This window comes from Pelomonas lactea, from assembly GCF_043555885.1.
GTDB classification, from domain to species: domain Bacteria; phylum Pseudomonadota; class Gammaproteobacteria; order Burkholderiales; family Burkholderiaceae_C; genus Pelomonas; species Pelomonas lactea.
The window spans coordinates 691,381-711,219 of record NZ_JBIGHX010000002.1; the positions used below are offsets into that span (position 1 = coordinate 691,381).

The window sequence follows — 19,839 nt, forward strand, 5'->3', positions numbered from 1 at the left end:
CCCGACCATGAAGACCCTGACCAAGCCCCTGTTCGTCCTCGAGATGGCCAACAACCACATGGGCGACATCGACCACGGCCTGCGCGTCATCCGCGAGTTCGGCGCCGTCTGCCGCGGCTATCCGGAATTCAGCTTCGCGTTCAAGCTGCAGTACCGCGACCTGGACACCTTCATCCACCCCGCCATGCAGGGGCGCGACGACATCAAGTACATCAAGCGCTTCTCCGAGACGCGCCTGACCCGCGCACAGTTCGACACGCTGGTGGCCGAGATGCGCGCCCAGGGCTTCCTCGTGATGGCCACGCCGTTCGATGAACCGTCCGTGGGCCAGATCGAAGACCAGAAGCTGGACTTCCTGAAGATCCCCAGTTGCTCCTTCAACGACTGGCCGCTGCTGGAACGCGTGGTGCAGACCAACCTGCCCATCATTGCCTCCACCGCCGGTGCGGCCGTGGAAGACATGGACCAGGTCATCAGCTTCCTGCAGCACCGCAACAAGGACTTCGCCATCCTGCACTGCGTGGGCGAGTACCCGACGCCCGACGAGCGCATGCACCTGTCGCAGATCGACTTCCTGCACAACCGCTACCCGGACGTCGAGATCGGTTTCTCCACCCATGAAGACCCCGACCACACCGACCTCGTCAAGATCGCCATCGCCAAGGGCGCGCGCATCTTCGAGAAGCACGTGGGCGTGGCCACCGACCGCTATGCGCTGAACGGCTACTCCGCCTCGCCGCAGCAGGTGGACCGCTGGCTGGCTGCCGCCCGCCATGCGCTGATGCTGTGCGGCGTGGGCGACCGCCGCCTGCCGCCCAACGAGGGCGAGGCGGCCTCGCTGCGCTCGCTGCGCCGCGGCGTGTTCGTCAAGCGCGGGCTGAAGGCCGGCCACGTCGTCGGCGCCGACGACGTGTACTTCGCCTTCCCGCCGCAGGACGGTCAGATCACGGCCAACAACTGGTCCAAGTACGCCAGCTTCACGCTGACGGCCGACGTCGAGGCCGACGGCGCGCTGACCACCGACAACACCCGCCGCACCGACGTGCGCGCCAAGGTGCTGGAGATCGTCGGCCGCGTGAAGGACCTGCTGGAGAAGAGCCGCACCATCGTGCCGGGCCGCACCGACCTGGAAATCTCGCACCACTACGGCATCGAGAACTTCGACGAGACGGGCCTGACCATGCTGACCGTCGTCAACCGCGGCTACTGCAAGAAGCTGCTGGTGTCGCTGCCGGGCCAGAAGCACCCCGAGCAATACCACCAGCAGAAGGAAGAGACCTTCCACGTGCTGTACGGCGAGATCACGCTGACGCTGGACGGCGTGCCGCGCCAGTGCAAGGTGGGTGACGTCGTCAACGTGGAGCCTGGCGTGCGCCACGCGTTCGAGACGCGCGAGGGCGCTGTGATCGAGGAGATCTCGTCCACCCATTTCAAGAACGACTCCTTCTACACCGACGAGTCGATCCAGCGGAACCCGAACCGCAAGACCCTGCTGACCCACTGGATGGCCTGATGACGCTCGCAAATTCCGCCCCCATCCGGGTGGCCGACTACCTGATCCGCCGGCTGGCCGACGAAGGCCTGCAGGACATCTTCCTGCTGCCCGGCGGCGGCGCCATGCACCTGAACGACGCGGTGGCCTGTGAGCCGCGCATCACCGGCCACGTCTGCCACCACGAACAGGCCTGCGGCATCGCCGCCGAGGCCAACGGCCGCGTCAACGCCACCGGCTTCGGCTGCGCGATGGTCACGACCGGCCCGGGTGCCACCAATGTGGTGACGCCGGTGGCCGGCGCCTGGATCGAATCACTGCCGCTGCTGGTGCTGTCGGGCCAGGTCAAGCGCGCCGACGCGCTGCGCGGCCGCCCGCTGCGCCAGGGCGGCGTGCAGGAGGTGGACATCGTGTCCATCGTCAAACCGGTCACCAAGTTTGCGCGCACCGTGCAGCAGCCCGCCGACATCCGCCGCGACCTCGAAGAGGCGTTGTGGAACCTGCGCACCGGCCGCTCCGGCCCCGTGTGGCTGGACGTGCCGCTGGACGTGCAGGCCGCGCAGATCGACCCGTCGCAGCTCGAAGGCTTCGTGCCGCCGGCCGACACCGCGCCCGCGCTGGACGCCGAGGTCTTCACCGAGCTGCAGGCGCTGCTGGCCCAGGCCAAGCGGCCGCTCATCATCGCGGGCCACGGCATCCGCATCGCCGGCGGCGCCGAGGTCTTCGCGCAGCTGGCCGAGCGCTTCGGCATTCCGTGCACCTTCACCTGGAACGCGGCCGACCTGCTGCCGTTCGACCATCCGCTGTACGTAGGCCGCCCCGGCGTCGTCGCCGCGCGTGCGCCCAACCTCGCGGTGCAGAACTGCGACCTGTTGATCAGCATCGGCTGCCGGCTGGACAACATCATCACCGCCTACAACCCCGCCGGCTTCGCCCGCGCGGCGCGCAAGGTGGTGGTGGACATCGACCCGCACGAACTGGCCCGCCACGAGCTCCCCATCGACCTGAAGGTGCAGGCCGACGCCAAGGCCTTCCTGCAGGCCTGGCAGGCGCAGGTGGACACCGCCGCGCATGGCGACTGGTCGTCCTGGCGCGAGCGCTGCGCCGACTGGAAGGCGCGCTTCTCCGCCATGGAAGGCCGCGACACGCAGGCCGGCGCGGTGATGACGCACTACCAGTTCGTCGACCGCCTCAGCGAGCTTGTGCCCGAGGACACGCTGCTCGTCACCGGCAGCTCGGGCCTGGCGGTGGAGGTGTTCTACACGGTGTTCCGCAACAAGCCCGGTCAGCGCTTCTTCCTGACCTCGGGCCTGGGCTCCATGGGCTACGGCCTGCCCGCGGCCATCGGCGCCTGCGTCGGGGCGGGCGGCCGGCCCACGCTGTGCGTGGAGAGCGACGGCAGCCTGATGCTGAACCTGCAGGAGCTGGCCACGCTGCGCCAGTCCGGCCTGCCGATCACGCTGGTGGTCATGAACAACAACGGCTACGCGTCCATCCGCAACACCCAGAAGAACTACTTCGACCAGCGCTACCTGGGCACCGGCCCGCAGTCCGGCCTGTGGATCCCGGACTTCACGGCCATCGCCGCCTCGATGCAGATCCCGGCGCAGACGGTGCGCACACCCGACGAGCTGGCTCAGGCGCTGGCCGACACCGGCACCGCGGGCCCGCGCCTCATCGACGTGCGCCTGTCGCACGAGGAGATCCTCAGCCCCAAGGTGGCCGCGATCCCGCAGCCCGACGGCTCGATGATCTCCATGCCGCTGGAAGACATGAGCCCGCTGCTGCCGCTGGAGCAGCTGTCGCGCGAGATGCTGATCGAGCTCGATCCGCGCTCCGTGAAGGCCCGCGCCCAAACCGCATGAACGCCTGCCCCTGCTGCGCTCACACGGCGGCGCAGGCGCTGCCGGAGGACACCACCCCGGGCATCGCGCCCCGCGCCTTCCAGCGCTGCGACCGCTGCGGGCATGTGTGGTCACTGGCGGCTGCACCCAGCGGCGCCTACTACCAGTCGCTCGTCGGCCGCAACGCCACCGACAGCGCCACGCTGCAGGCCAAGCTGGACGGCCGCATCGCGTCGCTGCGCAGCGTGCTGCGCGATGGCCTGCGCATCCTGGAAGTGGGTTGTGCCGAGGGCGCGCTGGGCCAGCGCATCAAGCAGGAATTCCAGGTCCACTACGTCGGTCTGGAGCCGTCCAAGGACGCCGACACGGCGCGCCAGGTGCTGGACCGTGTGCACGCCAGCCACGATGAGCTGCTGGCCGCCGACCCCGGCGCGCAGTTCGACCTGATCCTGAGCTTCCACGTGCTGGAGCACATCCCCGACGTCGCCGCGGAACTGGCCGCCTGGGGCCGCCTGTGCACGCCGGCCACACAACTGCTGCTGGAGGTGCCGCACGAGGCGGGCCACCCGCTGCTGGCACTGGACCGCAATGCCGAGCATGTGCACCAGTTCAGCACCGCGTCCATGGCCACGCTGCTGCGGCGCCACGGCTTCACGGTGCAGCAGCTGAGCACAGGGCATTTCGAATCGGCGGTCTACCCCGACAGCCTGCGCCTTGCCGCCCGCCCCAGCCTGGGCGCGGCGCAGCGCCAGGCCGCGCTGCTGGCGCGGCTGGAGGGGTTGTTCCCCGACGGCTTCGCCATCTACGGCATCGGCGGCGACTTCCACAACTACCTGCTGCCGCTGCTGCCGCGGCTGGCGCCGGGACGCCTGCGCGCGCTGCACGACAGCAATGCCGAGCGCTTCGGCCAGTGCCTGCCTGCCCTGCCCGCGCTGCCTATCACCGCCTTTGCCAACAGCGGCCTGCCGGTGCTGATCGCCAGTGCGCGTTTCGCCAGCGCCATCCGCCAGCAGCTCGGCGCGGCCGGCATGCCGGCTTCGCTGCTGTTCGACCTCTCCGACGTGCTGGGGCCGCTGCCGGCCGCCGCCGCTGCCTAGGATCACCGCCCATGGAATCCCGCGCCTGCCCCGTGTGCCGCAGCACCGAGGCCACCCCGCTGTTCGACAACCGCATGCTGGCCATCGGCGAGTTCGACATGAGCTACGAGGTGGGCCGCTGCCAGGGCTGCGGCTTCCACTTCGCCCACCGGCTGCCGCCGGCGTCGCAGTACGGCGCCTACTACAAGGCCGCGTCCAAGTACGACGTCGCCAGCAGCGTGTCCGCGCTGGACCGCCTGCGCATCGAAGCCGCCGTGGACCTGATGGGGCGCTGGATTCCCAAGGACCACCGCGTCGTCGACCTGGGCTGCGGCTACGGCGCCATGCTGGCCGCCATGCGCGACGCCGGCTGGCAGCGGCTGCAGGGTGTGGACCCGGCACCGCAGTCGGCGCTGCGGGCGCGCGAGAACTTCGGGCTGGAGGGCATTCACTGCGGCACGCTGGACAACGCGCACGAATGCGTGGACCTGCAGGCGGCCGACCTCGTCTGCCTGATGGCCGTGCTGGAGCACTTGCCGCACCTGCGCACCGACCTGGAGCAACTGGTGGCGCGGCTGCGCCCGGGCGCGCGGCTGCTGGTGGAGGTGCCGGCCATCGAAGGCTTCCGCGCCGACGGCGCCGAGCCCTTCGGCGAGTTCTCCATCGAGCACATCCAGTTCTTCTCCTTCGCCAGCCTGCGCAACCTGCTGTCCAGCCTGGGCATGCAGGTCATCGCCGAGCAGGCGCAGGACCTGCCGCTGGCAGGCACCGGCTCGGCCTTCGTGCTGGCCGAGCGCACGGCCGTGCCCACCCCGGCGCCACGGGCACCCGAGCCGCAGGCGCGCTTCGACGCCTACATCGCCGACTCCGAACGCATCATGCAGGGCGCGCTGCAGCGCATCCCGGCGGGACGCTTCCTGGTCTACGGCGCCGGCTCCCACTCGGCACGCCTGCTGCCGCGGCTGCCCGCCGAGGCCCAGGCGCGCATCGCCGGCGTCGTCGACGGCAATGCCAACCTGACCGGCAAGCCGTTCGGCGCGTGGACCGTGCAGCTGCCCGCCACGATCGCCGACACGCCGGAGCTGCCCATCCTGGTGTCGTCGTTCCGCGCCCAGAACGACATCGCGGCCAGCCTGCGCAGCAAGTTCCCCAACCCGCTGGTGCTGCTCTACTAGCGCGCGATGAAACTCCTGCTGACCGGCGGCACCGGCTTCTTCGGCAAGGCCCTGCTCCGCTACTGGCAGCAGCAGCCGGCCGCGGACGTCTGCATCCTGAGCCGCGACCCCGAGCGCTTCCGCGCGGCGCACCCTGACCTCTGCCGCCTGCCCGGGCTGCGGCTGCTGCGCGGCGACATCGCCGATGCGGCCACGCTGCCCCGCGGCGAACAGTTCACGCACGTGCTGCACGCGGCGGCCGACTCCACGCTGGGCCCGCAGCTCACGCCGCTGCAGCGCTACGACCAGATCGTCGGCGGCACGCGCAACCTGCTGGACTTCGCCGTCGCCAGCGGCGCCAGGCGCTTCCTGCTGACCAGCTCCGGCGCCGTCTACGGCCGCCTGACCGGCGCGACGGGCGTGCGCGAGGACTGCCTGCAGATGCCCGACCCGCTGGAGCCCGGCCAGGCCTACGGCGTCGCCAAGCGCGCGGCCGAACACCTCTGCGCGCTGTACCGCCAGGCGCACGGGCTGGAGACCGTCGTCGCGCGCTGCTTCGCGTTCGTCGGGCCCGACCTGCCGCTGGACGTGCACTTCGCCATCGGCAACTTCATCCGCGACGCGCTGGCGGCTGACGCCATCGTCGTCAACGGCGACGGCCTGCCGCTGCGCTCCTACATGCACCAGCACGACCTGGCGCACTGGCTGACCGTGCTGCTCGAACGCGGCGCGGCCGGCGAGGCCTACAACGTCGGCTCGCCCGACGCCTTGTCGGTGGGCGAACTGGCCCACCGCGTGCGCGACCTACTCGCCCCCGACAAGCCCGTGCGCGTGCTGGCCCGGGGCGACGCCGCCGCGGCCACGCGCAACGGCTACATCCCCAACGTCGAGAAGGCGCTCGCCCTCGGCCTGACCCTGAACTGGTCGCTCGACGACGCCATCCGCGACACCGGTGCGGCGGCGCGGGCCCGGAGACTGCCTTGACCCTTGCCCCCGTCCTCTTCGACCTCGACGGCACGCTGATCGACAGCGCGCCCAGCATCCTCGCGTCCATGGGCGCCGCCTTCGCCGACCTGGGCACCGCGCCCGTCTGCCCGCTGGAGCCCTCGCTGATCGGCCCGCCGCTGATCCCGACGCTGCGCAAGCTGCGCGGCGACGCGCCGGGCGGCCCGTCGGTGGAGGAACTGGCGGCCGCCTTCAAGGCCCACTACGACCGCGAGGGCTACCGCGGCAGCGTCGTCATCGAGCCCATGCCCGCGCTGATGGACGAACTCGCCGCGCAGCGCCGCGAGCTCTACATCGTCACCAACAAGCGGCTGCATCCCACACTGCTGATCCTGGAACACCTCGGCTGGCGGACGCGCTTTCGGGGCGTCTACGCGCTGGACGCGCTGACGCCGGCCGCCACCAGCAAGGCCCAGGTGCTGCAGCACGTCGTGGCCACGCACGGCCTGCCCGCCGCGCGCTGCTGGTACGTGGGCGACCGCGACGAGGACGCCGAGGCCGCCCAGGCCGCCGGCCTGCCCTGCCTGCGCGTGCCCTGGGGCTATGGCGGCGACACGGTGTCCGCCGCCAGCCTGGCCGACTTCCGGCAACGCCTGCTGCGCGAACCATGAGCCTGAACGACGCCATCGCCAGCGCCGAACAACGCGCCAGCCAGGGCGACCTGCCCGGCGCCATCGCCGCCTACCGCGAATGGCGCGCGGGCCCCGGCGCCGCCGGCACGGCGCAGGAACGCTACGTGACCTGGCACAACGAGGCCGTGCTGCACATGCGCGCCGCCCAGCCCGCCAGCGCGATGGCCGCGTGGCAGCAGGCCGTCGCCGAACTGCCCGACTCGCCCGAGGCGCACACCGGCCTGATGTCGCTGTGGTGTTCGCTGGGCCTGCCCAGCCACGCGCTGCAGCATGTGCAGCAGGCGCTGCTGCTGTCCAGCGACGCCAACCTGCAGGCCCACCTGCGCGCGCGCCTGCAGCAGGTGCTGGCGCTGCTGCCGGGCCCCGTGCCGCGGCCCAAGGGCCCGTGGACCTTCGACGGACCGCAGGACGACCCCGACACGCAACGCGTGCGCGCCGACGTGGCGCAGCAGCGCCTGCTGCCGCGCTTTCACCACCTGATGGCCGCGCGCCAGCGCTTCGACCGCGGCACGCGGCCGCTGCGCGTGGGCTACCTGGCCGCCACGCCGGCACACCTGCCCGCGCCGGCGCTGCACCACGACCCCGCGCGCGTGCAGGCGCTGCTGTTCACCTGGGACAAGGCCGGCAGCGCGCTGCCCCCCGGCGCGCCGCGCGGCGGCCTGCCCGCCCATCACAGCCTGCACGACCTCACCGACGACGCCGCCGCCAGCGCCATCCGCCTGCTGCAGGTGGACGTGCTGCTGGACGTGCATGGGCTGACCGCCGAAGGCCGCCCAGGCATCCTCGTCTACCACCCGGCGCCGCTGCAGCTGGTGTGGGCCGACGCCGCCGGTGATGCCGCGCTGGCCGCCCAGGACGGTTGCCTGGGCGACGCCGACTGGCCCTGGCCCGCCGGCGCAATCTGGGTGCCCGACGCTCCCGCCACGCAGCCCGCCACGACCAGCATCGTCTGGGGCAGCTGCCTGACCGCCACCGAGCTGGGCGACGAGCTCGCCGCGCTGTGGCTGCGGCTGCTGGCCGGCCAACCCGGCAGCCGGCTACGCCTGTGGGCACCCGAGACCGGCCTGGTGCAGCGGCTGCAGCAGCGCGCCAGCGCCGAGGGCCTGCCGCCAGACGCCATCGAGGCCGCGGCCGACGCCGAAGGATTCTGGACGGGCCTGTCCGCCGTGCTCGACCCCACGCCGTCGCGCTGGCCCCGCCTCGTCGCCGAGGCGGCGGCGCGCGGCGTGCCGGCCGTCACGCTGAAGGGCCGCGGCGCCGCCGCGCAACAGGGCGCGCAGTTGCTGGAGCGGTTGGGCCTGGCCGCCACCGGCGTCGCCACCGACCTGCCGCACTACGAGGCGCTGGCCAACGCCGCCGTGTCGGGCGCAGCGCCCCCGCCGCAGCCCGACGCATTGGCCGCGCTGCGGCCGGCCGCCTGGGTGCGTGCGCTGGAAACCCGGCTGCTGGACGCTGTCGCCGCCCTGCCCCCGCGGCCCGTCGCGCCGCCGGCCTCGCCCGCCGAGCTGGCCACGCTGCGCGACCTGCACGACTTCACGTTGCCCGGCCCGGGCGGCGCCGAGTTCCGTCGCCGCTACGTCATCGGCGCACCGCCGCACGAGCACAACTCGGCCGGCATCCGCGTGCTGTACGACCTGCAGAAATGGCTGGTGCGCGCCGGCTACGACGCGCTGGTGTGCACCTATTCGCCGGACTATCCCAAGGCCCAGTTCGTCGACGACATCGTCATCTACCCCGAGGTGGCGCCCGGCAACCTGCTGAACGCCAAACGCATCGTGCGCTACGTGATGAACACGCCCGGCAAGCTGGGCCGCGGCGAGCGCAGCTACGCGGCGAACGAGTTCCTCGTCGCCTACAACCAGCAGCTGGCGCCCTATGCCGACGGCCGCGTGCTGGAGGTGCCGTCCATCGAGCCGTGGTTCTACGACCCCGGCGCCGAGTCGCCGCGCGATGTGGACGTGTTCTACGTCGGCAAGGGCCGCAACACCGGCCACCATCCGCCCGACGCGGTGGAAATCACCAAGACCTGGCCGCCCACCCGGCGCGAGATGGCCGCGCTGCTGCGCCGGGCGCGGCGGCTGTACTGCTACGACGGGTTCACGATCATGGTGCGTGAGGCCTGGCTGTGCGGCTGCGAGCCCATCCACCTGCTGCCCGACGGCACGCAGCGGCCGTTCGCCCGCGAGGCCATCCCCACCGTCGACGAGTTCAAGCAGCAGCTGCACGAGTTCATCGTGGCCACACAGGCGTTGTAGCCGCGGGCCGCGGCGCGTACCGGCTGGTCAGCGCAGCGGCGTCGCCACGCCGCGGCCCATGCTCCAGATCAGCGCGACGATCTGCTGCGCGTCGAACATCGCGTTCACATGCGCGACGCGCATGCCGTAGTAGTCGCCCTCGGCGGCCATCACGTCGAACAGCGAGCGCCGGCCCAGCTGCTGCCACTGCTGCAGCGTGGACGCGCGCACGCGGTCGCTGTTGCGCAGGATCTCGACGATGCGCCGCGCGCGGTCCAGCGCCGACGACCCGACCTCGTGCATCTCCAGCAGCCGGTAGCGCTTGGCCTCGATGGCCTCGTCGCGCTGCAGCACCGTCGCGCGGTAGCGCTGCACGGCGGCGCTGGCCTGGGCCTGCGCGCCGGGCTGCAGGATGGGAATGGTCAGCGACACGCCGGCGCCGATGTCACCCGAGCGGTTCTCGCCCGCGACGGCGGCGCCGCTGCGGTACAGCGCGCTGGCCGAGCCCGTCAGGTTGACGCTGGGCTTCTGGCCGGCGATGACCGACTCCGCGAAGCTGCGCTGCGAGCGCGCCTGCGCCTCGGCCTGCGCCACGTCGGGGCCCAGCAGGATGTCGCTCTCCATCTGCGCCAGCTCGGGCAGCACCGACAGCGTGGCCGTCATGCCGATGCTGGGCGGCAGCGGCTCGCCCACCAGGCGCTTCATGCGCACCTCGGTCTGGCGCAGCGCCGACATCGTCTGCTCCAGCGCCAGGTCGGCCTGCTGCAGGCTCTTCTGCGCCTGCACCAGCTCGCTGGCGCGGCCGCGGTCGGCCTTGGTGATGATCTCCAGCGCATCGACGAGGCAGGCCATCTTGCGCACGTACTGCGTGTAGACCTGGCCCTGCAGCACGTAGCGGCTGCGGTCCAGCGCCAGCGACACGACGGTCAGCGACAGCTGCTCCTCCGCGCTGCGCTGGCCCTGCGCGGCCACCTCGGCCAGCTCCTTGCGCCACTCGGTCAGCTTGGCAATGCGCCCGAAGTCCCACAGCGGCATGCCGGCGCTCAGCGTGACGCCCAGCTGCGCGCGCTTGACGCTGAAGTCGCCCGCGCGCTGGTAAACCGCATTGGGGCTGACGCTCAGCGTCGCGGTGGGCAGGCCCAGCGCTCGCGTCTCCTCAACGTCCGAGCGGGCGGCATCGGCCAGCAGCCGCACGGCGCCCAGCGCCTTGCTGCGCGACGTCGCCGTCTCGATCAGCGCCTGCAGCGCGGCGCGCGGGTCGCTGCTGTTGGTCTCCAGCGCCGTCATGTCGCGGCCCAGGCGGGACAGGCCCGCGTCCTCCTCGTTGCAGCGCCCCTGCGGCGCCTCAACGGCCGGTGCAGGCGGCGGCGCGGCCGGCTTTGCGGGGCGCGACTGCGCGGCGGCGAAGGCACCGAAGGTGGCGAATCCCAGCGCGAAGAGAAGGCGGATGAGGTACAGCATGGCCCCGTCACTAGACCATCCCGCCCCTCGGTCCAAAGCCCGGAAAAGCGGGCTCGCAGCTGTGCTTGTTCACCGCTTCCCGAGACCGCGGCCGTCTTCCGGGGCCGAGCGCCGGGCCGCCCCAAGCCGGCCCGTCTGGCGATGTGCGAGCGGGGGATCCCCCGCGAGCATCGCCGTCCCCTTGGGGGACCGACTGGGTTGGCCCGCGTTCAGCGTGGCCAGACCGGGCGAGGGGCCTACCTCTCCCTGAGAGCTTCCTGCGACTTCATCATCGGCCGCAGCAGATAGCTCAGCACCGAGCGCTCGCCGGTCTTGATCTCGACCTGCGACGTCATGCCCGGGATGACCGGCAGCGCCTCGCCCTTGTACTTGAGGTTGTTGCGCTCGGCCGTGACGATGACGCGGTAGTGGCCCTCGCCGGTCTTGTCGCCCTCGGTGACGGCGTCGGGGCTGATGTAGGTGACCTTGCCTTCCAGGCCGCCGTAGGTGTTGAAGTCGTAGCCGGCCAGCTTGACCTCGGCCGTCTGGCCCAGCCGGACGAAGCCGATGTCGCGCGGCTTGATGCGCGCCTCCACCAGCACCTTCGGGCCGATGGGCGCGATCTCCAGGATGGGTGCGCCGCTGGCGACGACGCCGCCGGTGGTGCTGATCTTCACGGCCTTGACGACGCCGTGCACCGGGGACTTCAGCACGGTGCGCGTCAGCGCGTCCTGGCGCACCACCATCTGCTCGTCCAGCTGCGCAATCTCGCTCTGCACGCGCACCAGATCCTGGCTGGCCTCCTGGCGGTAGCGCGCCTGGCGCTCGGTGCGCTGCTGCTGCATCTCGTTGACCTGGCGGTTCAGCCGCATCACTTCCACGTCGCTCATCAGCCCGCTGCGCGACATGTCCTGCGCCAGCTTCAGCTCCCTGGAGATCAGGCCCAGGCTGCGGTTGATGGCGGCCACGGCCTCCTCCATGAGACGCTTGCGCGCCTCAAACGATTCCGTCTCGGCCAGCGCGGCGCGGCTCTTGGGGTCCACATCGGCCGGCCACTGGATGCTGGCGCGGCCGTTGGACTCCGCCGTCAGCCGCGCGGCCGCGGCCTTCAGCGCCATCAGCTTGACCTGGCCCTCGGCCTGCTGGGACTCGGCGCGGGTCGGGTCCAGCGTGGCCAGTTCGTCGCCCGCCTGCACCTCCTGACCTTCGCGCACCTTCAGCTCGCGCAGGATGCCGGCGTCCAGGCTGGCGATGACCTGCTCGCGGCCGTCCGGCACGATGCGGCCGTCGCTGCGCGTGATCTCGTCCACGCGCGCCAGCGATGCCCACGTGATGGCCACCACCACCACCGCGCACAGCAGGTACAGCGCCCAGGTCGCGCGCGGCAGCGGCTCGTCGATGTGCGCGGCGTGGATGGCGCTGACGAACAGGCCTTCCTCTTTCGTCAGGCTGCTCATACCGAGGCCGAGCGCTGCACAGGTTGGGCCGACGGATGCATGTGCACGCCCTCGCCGCCCTGGGCGGGCGTGGCCGGGCGCACGCCGGACAGCGCGGCCAGCACCTGGTCGCGCGGGCCGTCCATGACGATGCGGCCGGCGTCCACGACGACGATGCGCTGCACCAGCTCCAGCACGGCCGGCCGGTGCGTCACGACCACCAGCGTCGCCGTGCCCGCCGCATCACGCAGCTGGCGCAGGAAGGCCATCTCGCTCTGTGCGTCCATGGAGCTGGTGGGCTCGTCCATCAGCAGCACCTGCGGCTTGGTGATCAGCGCCCGCGCCAGCGCGACGAGCTGGCGCTGGCCGCCGGACAGCAGCTGGCCCATCTCGCCCACCGGCAGGTCCCAGCCCATCGGGTGGGCGGCGACGACGCGATCCAGGCCCGTCAGCTTGGCCACCTCCACGAGGCGGCCGGCGTCCAGGTGGGCGCGGCCCATCAGCACGTTGTCGCGCAGCGTGCCAAGGAACAGCCGCGGCTCCTGGCTCACGAAGCCCACGCGCGAGCGGTACTCGGCCGGGTCGATCTGGCGCAGGTCGATGCCGTCCACCTCCACCATGCCCTCGGTGGGCTGGTACAGCCCGCCCAGCAGCCGCAGGATGGTGGACTTGCCGCTGCCGATGCGGCCCAGGATGGCGACGCGTTCGCCGGCCTGCAGCCGCATCGTCGCGTTGCGCAGCACCTTGGGCGCCGCGCCGTCGGCAGGGCCCTGTGCATGGCTGGTGGCGGCGGCGGGGTAGGCAAAGCCCACGTCGTGCAGGCCCACCTTGCCGGTCACGGTGCCCAGCGGCACGTAGTTGCGGCTGCCGTCGCGCTCGACCGGCGCGTTCATCATCTGGTTCAGCGACAGCATGGCCGCACGAGCACCCTGGTAGCGCGTGGCCAGGCTCACCAGGCTGCCCAGCGGCTGGATGGCGCGGCCGGCGAACATCACCGAGCCGATCAGCGCGCCGGCCGTGATGATGCCGTCGTGGATCAGGTAGACGCCCCAGACGAGGATGATGAGGTTGATCGCCTGCTGCAGCGTGCTGGACAGGTTCATGCTCCAGCTGGACAGCGCGCGTGACGTCAGCGCGGTGTCGGCCACCACCGCGGTCGCCTGCTCGTAGCGGCGCAGGAAGCGGCCTTCGGCGCCGGAGGTCTTCAGGTCTTCCAGGCCTTCGAGCGACTCGACCAGCGTGCCGTGCAGGTCGGCCGTCTCCTGCATGTTGGTGCGCATCGCGCGGCGCAGCGCGCCCTGGATGGTCCAGCTCAGGCCCAGGATGACCGGCACGGCCAGCACCAGCACCCAGCCCAGCGGGCCGCCGATGACGAAGGTCATCGCGATGAAGATGATGAGGAACGGCAGGTCCGTCAGCGCCGACAGCGTGGCGCCGGTGAAGAACTCGCGCACCATCTCCACCTGCGCCAGGTGGGCCGCGTAGGCGCCGGCCGACGCGGGCTTGTGCTCCATGCGCACGCCCAGCGTCTGGCGGTAGAGCTTGGCGCCGATGAGCAGGTCGGCCTTGCGGCCGGCCAGGTCGATGAGGTGCGAGCGCAGCTGGCGCGCGAACAGGTCGAACAGCAGCGCCACGGCGGCGCCCACGGCCAGCGTCCACAGCGTGACCATCGCCTGGTGCGGGATGACCTTGTCGTAGATGACCGACGTGACCAGGCCGGACACCAGCATCAGCACGTTGGACAGCAGCGCCGCGATCATGGACGCGCGGTAGTAGGGCGTGAAGCGCTTGAGCGTGCCCCACAGCCAGTGCGACGACAGGCCCTGCTCGCCGAGCTTCAGCAGCGGCGACTCGGCGCGCGCGCCCTGCGCCGACTCCACCGGCGACACCGCCAGCATGAAGCCGCTGTACTCGGGCTCCAGCTCGGCCGTCGTGGCCGGCACGGCCGCAGCCTCGGGGCCGGGAAAGACCACCTCGTAACGGCAGGCGCCCGGCGCCACCGCGGCCGGGTCGTCCAGACGGCGCACCAGCACGCACGCGTCGCCGCCGTTGAGCAGCAGCACGGCCGGCAGCAGCAGGCCGTTGATGTCGTCGATGGACTTGCGCAGCAGGCCGGCGTTGTAGCCGGCCTCGCGCATGACACGGATAGCGCCGTCTGGCGCCAGCAGCCCGTCCACCGGCGCGCCGGCGCGCAGCGACTCCGGCGAGCGCGGCTTGCCGTGGTGGCGCGTCAGCCAGGACAGCGCCTGCAGCAGCGGGTCGCCCACCGGCTGGTTGGCCAGGCCTTCCAGCGGGTCCGGCGGCGGTGGCGGCTCGCCGTTGGCGGCCAGGCGCAACCCCGGCGCCTGCGGCTGGCCGTCGAAGAAGGGGTCGTGCGGGCGGGGCATCAGGCTTTGGCGCGCTCGGCAAGGGCCAGGCGCTCGAACTCGCGCTCTATATCGCGCACGATGGCCGGGATGTCAAACAGTGGCGAGCTGCGGCCGTGCTCGGCCAGGTAGCGCTTGTAGGACGCCGCTCGCGCCGGCTGGTTGCCGATCTGCACCGCGCGCTGCTCGTACTCGTCGATGGTCGTCGTGATCAGATCGGGCAGCCCCACGGCCGTCAGCAGGCTGCCGGCCATGCGCGAGATGTAGGTCTTGCCCGAGCGCGTCAGGATGGGCGTGCCCATCCACAGGCAGTCGCTGGCCGTCGTGCCGGCGTTGTACGGGAAGGTGTCCAGGAACAGGTCGGCCAGCTGGAAGCGGGCCAGGTAGTCGGCCGGCAGCGCGCGCGGCGCGAACACCAGCCGCTCGGGCGCAATGCCTTCTTCGGCCGCGACGCGGGTCAGGTTGGCCTGCGCGAACGGGTTGTCCGCCAGCAGCCACAGCACGCTGCCCGGCACTTGGCGCAGCACGCGCATCCAGCAGCGCCACACCGGCTCGCTCATCTTGTGGTTGTTGTTGAACGCGCAGAAGACGAAGCCGTTCTCCGGCAGCCCGGCCTCGGCCCGCGTCGGCGGCGGGTTGGCCACGCGCTGGCGGTCGCTGACCTGGTAGCAGTGCGGCAGGTAGATGGGCTTTTCGGTGTAGTACGGCAGCGCCTCTGGCGGCATGACGAAACGGTCCGCCAGGATCCAGTCCACGCCGGGGATGGCCGATGTGGCCGGCAGGCCCAGGTAGCTGACCTGCACGGGCGCGCCGCGCCAGCCCAGGATGCCGGGGCGGGCGCCGCTGGTCAGGCCCTGCAGGTCCACCAGCACGTCGATGCCGGCGGCCGCAATGGCCTCGGCGGCCTGACGGTCGGTCATCGCGTGCACCGGCGTGTAGCTGTCCATCGCGGCACGGATGCGCGCGCGCAGCGGCGTGCCGTCTTCCTTGCTCCAGCTGAACGCGTGGATCTCGAACTTTTCCTTGTCGTGCAGCTCGTACAGCTCGGCCGTCAGCAGGCCCACGGCGTGCATGTGCAGGTCGCCGGACAGGTAGCCGATGCGGATCTTGCCCTCGCGCCGGCGGCCCTTGTGCAGCGGTGGCTCGGTGACCTTGGGCACCTTCTCGTGGATGAAGCGCATGGACGTCAGCAGCTGCAGCGCCGGGTCGTCGCTCTCGTCCAGCATCGCCAGCAGCGACGTGCTCACCAGCAGGTGGTTGTGCGTGACCTCGCCGAAGGTCTGGTAGGCCGGCCAGGCGCACTGCTTCTGGCGGATGTGCACGTAGTGCTGGGCCACGTCGCTCTGGCGCGGGTCCAGCGTCAGCGATCGGCGCATCAGCGCCTCGGACTCGTCGTAGCGCTTCTGCTGCTCCAGCAGCCGCGCGGCGTTGTTGAAGCCGTGCAGGCGCAGCGCCAGCGGCTCGGCGCCCAGGCCCTGCGGCTGCTCGTTCTCGTAGACGGTGCGCCATTCGGCCAGCGCCTCTTCCTCGCGGCCCAGGTGCTCCAGCTGGTGGCCCAGGTTCAGCCGGGCCTGGTCGAACTTCGGCGCGATGGCCAGCGACATGCGGTAGACGGCCTCAGCCTCGGCATGCCGGCGCAGTTCGCCCAGGATGGCCCCCCAGTTGAAGCAGGCCACGTAGCGCAGCGGCGACGGTGTGCCGGCCACCCAGGTCTGGTACAGCAGCAACGCCGCGTCGACGGCGCCGGCCCGCTGCAGCTGCGACGCCGCATTCATCAGGTCCGGCAGCGACATCTGCCCGCCACGGGCCTGCGCCAGCCACTGCTCGACGATGGCGAGCCCTTGTGGCGGGTTGGCGGGAGGCGTGGTCATGTCCATGCGGCGGGCGGCTTGAGCGGATCGTCCCGCGATTCTCAAGCCGCATTGCCACGCCGGGCCGGGAAATAGGCTGCGGATTGCGCAGCATTTCCCGCCCTGGCGACGTATCAGCCGCCCAGGTAGTCGTTCTTGCCCAGCGGCACGCCGGCGTGGCGCAACAGCGCGTAAGTCGTTGTCGCGTGGAAATAAAAGTTGGGCAGCGCGAAATGACGCAAGTAGTTCACGCCGTCGAACTTCAGCGGCTCGCCGCTGCGGCGCGGGATGCTGATCTCGCGCGTCTCGGCGCCGGCGAAGGCGGCCTCGGGCACGGACAGCACGAAATCACGCGTCTTGCGGATGCGCTCGGCCAGTTCGTCCAGCGAGGCTTCGTTGTCCTCGTACTTCGGGATCTCCTGGCCGGCCAGGCGGGCCATGCAGCCCTTGGCGGCGTCGCTGGCAATCTGGATCTGCTTCGTGAACGGCAGCATGTCGGGCGCCAGCCGCAGCGTCAGGTAGACGTCGGTGGAGAACTTCTTCGCCTCGGCGTGGGCCTTGGCGGCCTCCAGCCAGGTCAGCATGTTGGACAGCATCTTGGCGAACGCGGGTGCGCTCGCGGCGTGCATGGAGAAGGTGGTCATCGGGTGGGTCTCCTATCGGGAAAGCGATCGTAGCCAGCGCACCGGAAGCCTGCTCGACGCGAGGGCACAATGCCCCAAAACGTGATGCCCCCATGAACGTCATCATCCTGGACGACTACCAAGACGCCGTGCGCAAGCTGCGCTGCGCGTCCAAGCTGGAACCCCTCAACGCCAAGGTCTTCACGAACACGGTCAAGGGCATCGGCCAGTTGTCCGTGCGGCTGCGTGACGCCGAGGTGCTGGTGCTGATCCGCGAGCGCACGGCGTTCCCGCGCCAGCTGCTGGAGAAGCTGCCCAAGCTCAAGCTGATCTCGCAGACCGGCCGCGTCGGCAGCCACATCGACGTGGACGCCTGCACACGGCTGGGCATCGCGGTGGCCGAGGGCGTGGGCAACCCGGTCGCGCCGGCCGAGCTGACCTGGGCCCTCATCATGGCCTCCATGCGCCGGCTGCCGCAGTACATCGGCAACCTCAAGCACGGCGCCTGGCAGCAGGCGGGGCTGAAGGCGGCGTCCATGCCGGCCAACTTCGGCCTGGGGATGGTGCTGCGCGGCAAGACGCTGGGCATCTGGGGCTACGGCAAGATCGGCCAGTTGGTGGCCGGCTATGGCCGCGCCTTCGGCATGCAGGTGATGGTGTGGGGCAGCGAGGCGTCGCGGCTGCGCGCCGAGGCCGACGGCTACAGCGCCGCGCCGTCGCGCGAGGCCTTCTTCGGCGAGGCCGACGTGCTGACCGTGCACCTGCGGCTGTGCGACGCCACGCGCGGCATCGTCGCGCCCGAGGACCTGGCGCAGATGAAGCCCACGGCGCTGTTCGTCAACACGTCGCGGGCCGAGCTGGTGCAGGAGAACGCGCTGGTGTCGGCGCTCAACCGCGGCCGGCCCGGCATGGCCGCCATCGACGTGTTCGAGAGCGAGCCCATCCTGCAAGGCCACCCGCTGCTGCGGCTGGAGAACGCGGTCTGCACGCCGCACATCGGCTACGTGGAGCAGGACAGCTACGAGCTCTACTTCGACGCGGCGTTCGACAACGTGCTGAACTTCATCAGGTCGCAGCCGACCAACATCGTCAACCCGGACGCCCTCAAGGTCCTGCGGTGACCCGCCCGACATCGCCGGCCGAGCTGTTCGTTGCCTTCACGCGGCTGGCGCTGCAGGGCTTCGGCGGTGTGCTGGCGGTGGCGCAGCGCGAGCTGGTGGAGCGGCTGGGCTGGATGAGCCGGGAAGAGTTCGTCGAGACGCTGGCCATCGCGCAGGTGCTGCCCGGGCCCAACGTCGTGAACCTGTCCATGATGATCGGCGACCGCTTCTTCGGCCTGCGCGGCGCCGTCGCGGCGCTGGCCGGCATGCTGGCGGTGCCGGCGGCCGTCGTGCTGGTGCTGGCGGCGGCGTTCGACCAACTGGCCGGCCACCCGGTGGCCCGCGACGCGCTGCGCGGCATGGGCGCCGTGTCGGCCGGGCTCATCCTGGCCACCGGCATCAAGCTGCTGCCGGCGCTCAAGACCAGCCCGCTTGGTCGGCCGCTCGCGGCCACGCTGGCGGTGCTGGCCGTCGTGCTGATCGCGCTGCTGCGCTGGCCGCTGATCACGGTGCTGGCGCTGCTGGGCGGCGGCGGCATGGTCATCGCGTGGTGGAAGCTCAAATGACGACGCCGGTCGACCTGACGGACCTGTTCCTGCACTTCCTGACGCTGTCACTGCTGTCCATCGGCGGCGCGATTTCGACGGTGCCGGAGATGCATCGCTTCCTCGTCGACCGCACGGGCTGGCTGTCGGAGTCGGGCTTCACGTCGTCCATCGCGCTGGCCCAGGCCGCGCCGGGCCCCAACGTGCTGTTCGTCGCCGTGCTGGGCTACAACGTAGCCGGGCTGGCGGGGGCTGCGGCCTCCATGGCGGGCATCCTGCTGCCGTCCACCGTGCTGACGCTGGCAGCCACGCGCTGGATGCGCGCCAACCGCGGCCATGTGGGCCTGCGCGCATTCTCGGCCGGCATGATGCCGCTGACGCTGGGCCTCATCCTGGCCACCGGCTGGCTGCTGGCCCTGCCCTTCCTGCGCGCCAGCGAGCACCGCTGGGGCACGCTGGCGCTGATCGCCGCCACCGTTGTGCTCACGCTGAGGACCAAGCTGGGCCTCGTCTGGATGGTGCTCGGCGGCGGCGTGCTGGGCGCGCTGGGTCTGGTTTAGACGCCAATGCCGGCCTGGACGGTCGTGGACCGCTTGCTGACCGGCGACGCGCTCAGCGTGACCTGCGCATAGACCTCGTCGGAGCGGGGCATGATGATGGGCGTGTTGATGTCGGCCCAGCCGACGATCTGCGTCCCGGCGTCTTCATCGAGCTTGCTGGTCTCGATGGCGCGCTTCTCCGAGAAGTTCACGCTGCCGGCGGCCAGCACCGTCACGGCCTTGTAGGGGCGCACCAGCACGCCGCCGGCCAGCCAGGTGTAGGTGCTGATGAGGTCGTCGGCGCCGCTGTCGCCCGACGGCAGGTTGTCGCCCGTGAGGTCTTCACCGTAGAGCTTGATCTCCAGCCGGTAGGTGCGGCCGACATCGCCGGCGTCGAAGTTCATCGTGCCGGCGACGGTCACGTCGCGCTTGCCGGCGGCCGTGGCGCCGAGGGTGATGGTGGGGGTGGTCAGTGTGGCCATGTCGATCTCCTGGAGTCGTGG

At 71.3% G+C, this 19,839-nt stretch carries 16 protein-coding genes; 10 read left to right on the forward strand and 6 right to left on the reverse strand.

Translation table 11 applies throughout. The features are described from left to right. The first annotated feature begins 7 nt into the window (after nt 1-7). Genes ACG04Q_RS07400 through ACG04Q_RS07430 form a run of 7 tightly spaced genes read left to right on the forward strand, consistent with a single transcriptional unit; the run spans nt 8 to nt 9,458 of the window. Nucleotides 8-1,513: an N-acetylneuraminate synthase family protein gene (locus ACG04Q_RS07400; protein WP_394510248.1), complete on the forward strand. Its 1,506-nt coding sequence runs from the start codon at nt 8-10 to the stop codon at nt 1,511-1,513. Then, a complete protein-coding gene (locus ACG04Q_RS07405; RefSeq protein ID WP_394510249.1) occupies nt 1,513-3,357 on the forward strand; it encodes a thiamine pyrophosphate-binding protein in 1,845 nt (614 codons plus the stop codon). Before ACG04Q_RS07400 ends, ACG04Q_RS07405 begins: the two co-directional genes overlap by 1 nt. After that, entirely contained in the window at nt 3,354-4,433 is a 1,080-nt protein-coding gene (locus ACG04Q_RS07410) for a class I SAM-dependent methyltransferase (protein WP_394510250.1), read from the forward strand. Before ACG04Q_RS07405 ends, ACG04Q_RS07410 begins: the two co-directional genes overlap by 4 nt. An 11-nt stretch (nt 4,434-4,444) precedes the next feature. Further along, nucleotides 4,445-5,587, forward strand: a complete 1,143-nt coding sequence (locus ACG04Q_RS07415) for a class I SAM-dependent methyltransferase (RefSeq protein WP_394510251.1) — start codon at nt 4,445-4,447, stop codon at nt 5,585-5,587. A gap of 6 nt (nt 5,588-5,593) precedes the next feature. Continuing rightward, a complete protein-coding gene (locus tag ACG04Q_RS07420) occupies nt 5,594-6,550 on the forward strand; it encodes an NAD-dependent epimerase/dehydratase family protein (protein ID WP_394510252.1) in 957 nt (318 codons plus the stop codon). Next, the gene (locus ACG04Q_RS07425) at nt 6,547-7,182 is read left to right on the forward strand and encodes an HAD family hydrolase (RefSeq protein ID WP_394510253.1); all 636 of its coding nucleotides are present in this window, start codon (nt 6,547-6,549) and stop codon (nt 7,180-7,182) included. Before ACG04Q_RS07420 ends, ACG04Q_RS07425 begins: the two co-directional genes overlap by 4 nt. Further along, nucleotides 7,179-9,458, forward strand: coding sequence for a tetratricopeptide repeat protein (locus ACG04Q_RS07430; protein WP_394510254.1), 2,280 nt, complete (start codon nt 7,179-7,181; stop codon nt 9,456-9,458). The genes ACG04Q_RS07425 and ACG04Q_RS07430 overlap by 4 nt, the downstream gene beginning before the upstream one ends. A gap of 27 nt (nt 9,459-9,485) precedes the next feature. Here the strand turns inward: ACG04Q_RS07430 and ACG04Q_RS07435 are convergent, their stop codons facing one another. The 5 genes from ACG04Q_RS07435 to ACG04Q_RS07455 form a co-directional block, all read right to left on the reverse strand. After that, nucleotides 9,486-10,898 (reverse strand): TolC family protein, encoded by a 1,413-nt coding sequence (locus ACG04Q_RS07435; protein WP_394510255.1) that lies wholly within the window; start codon nt 10,896-10,898, stop codon nt 9,486-9,488. Nucleotides 10,899-11,134: 236 nt separating this feature from the next. After that, a complete protein-coding gene (locus ACG04Q_RS07440; protein ID WP_394510256.1) occupies nt 11,135-12,334 on the reverse strand; it encodes an HlyD family type I secretion periplasmic adaptor subunit in 1,200 nt (399 codons plus the stop codon). Beyond that, nucleotides 12,331-14,700: a type I secretion system permease/ATPase gene (locus ACG04Q_RS07445; protein ID WP_394510257.1), complete on the reverse strand. Its 2,370-nt coding sequence runs from the start codon at nt 14,698-14,700 to the stop codon at nt 12,331-12,333. The genes ACG04Q_RS07440 and ACG04Q_RS07445 overlap by 4 nt, the downstream gene beginning before the upstream one ends. Beyond that, nucleotides 14,700-16,550 carry an O-linked N-acetylglucosamine transferase, SPINDLY family protein gene (locus ACG04Q_RS07450; RefSeq protein ID WP_394510258.1) on the reverse strand — a complete coding sequence of 617 codons (1,851 nt, stop codon included), beginning with the start codon at nt 16,548-16,550 and terminating at the stop codon, nt 14,700-14,702. The genes ACG04Q_RS07445 and ACG04Q_RS07450 overlap by 1 nt, the downstream gene beginning before the upstream one ends. Nucleotides 16,551-16,663: 113 nt before the next feature. Then, entirely contained in the window at nt 16,664-17,173 is a 510-nt protein-coding gene (locus ACG04Q_RS07455; RefSeq protein WP_394510259.1) for a DUF1993 domain-containing protein, read from the reverse strand. 92 nt (nt 17,174-17,265) lie between these two features. On the opposite strand from ACG04Q_RS07455, the gene ACG04Q_RS07460 reads away from it, so the two are divergent. Genes ACG04Q_RS07460 through ACG04Q_RS07470 form a run of 3 tightly spaced genes read left to right on the forward strand, consistent with a single transcriptional unit; the run spans nt 17,266 to nt 19,357 of the window. Beyond that, a complete protein-coding gene (locus ACG04Q_RS07460) occupies nt 17,266-18,273 on the forward strand; it encodes a D-2-hydroxyacid dehydrogenase family protein (RefSeq protein WP_394510260.1) in 1,008 nt (335 codons plus the stop codon). Then, complete coding sequence (locus ACG04Q_RS07465; protein WP_394510261.1) at nt 18,270-18,818, forward strand: chromate transporter; 549 nt, start codon at nt 18,270-18,272, stop codon at nt 18,816-18,818. The genes ACG04Q_RS07460 and ACG04Q_RS07465 overlap by 4 nt, the downstream gene beginning before the upstream one ends. Continuing rightward, nucleotides 18,815-19,357: a chromate transporter gene (locus tag ACG04Q_RS07470; RefSeq protein ID WP_394510262.1), complete on the forward strand. Its 543-nt coding sequence runs from the start codon at nt 18,815-18,817 to the stop codon at nt 19,355-19,357. Before ACG04Q_RS07465 ends, ACG04Q_RS07470 begins: the two co-directional genes overlap by 4 nt. Here ACG04Q_RS07470 and ACG04Q_RS07475 read toward each other — a convergent pair. Next, on the reverse strand, nt 19,354-19,818 hold the full coding sequence (locus ACG04Q_RS07475) for a hypothetical protein (protein ID WP_394510263.1): 465 nt from the start codon (nt 19,816-19,818) through the stop codon (nt 19,354-19,356). The genes ACG04Q_RS07470 and ACG04Q_RS07475 overlap by 4 nt on opposite strands. Nucleotides 19,819-19,839 lie beyond the last annotated feature (21 nt).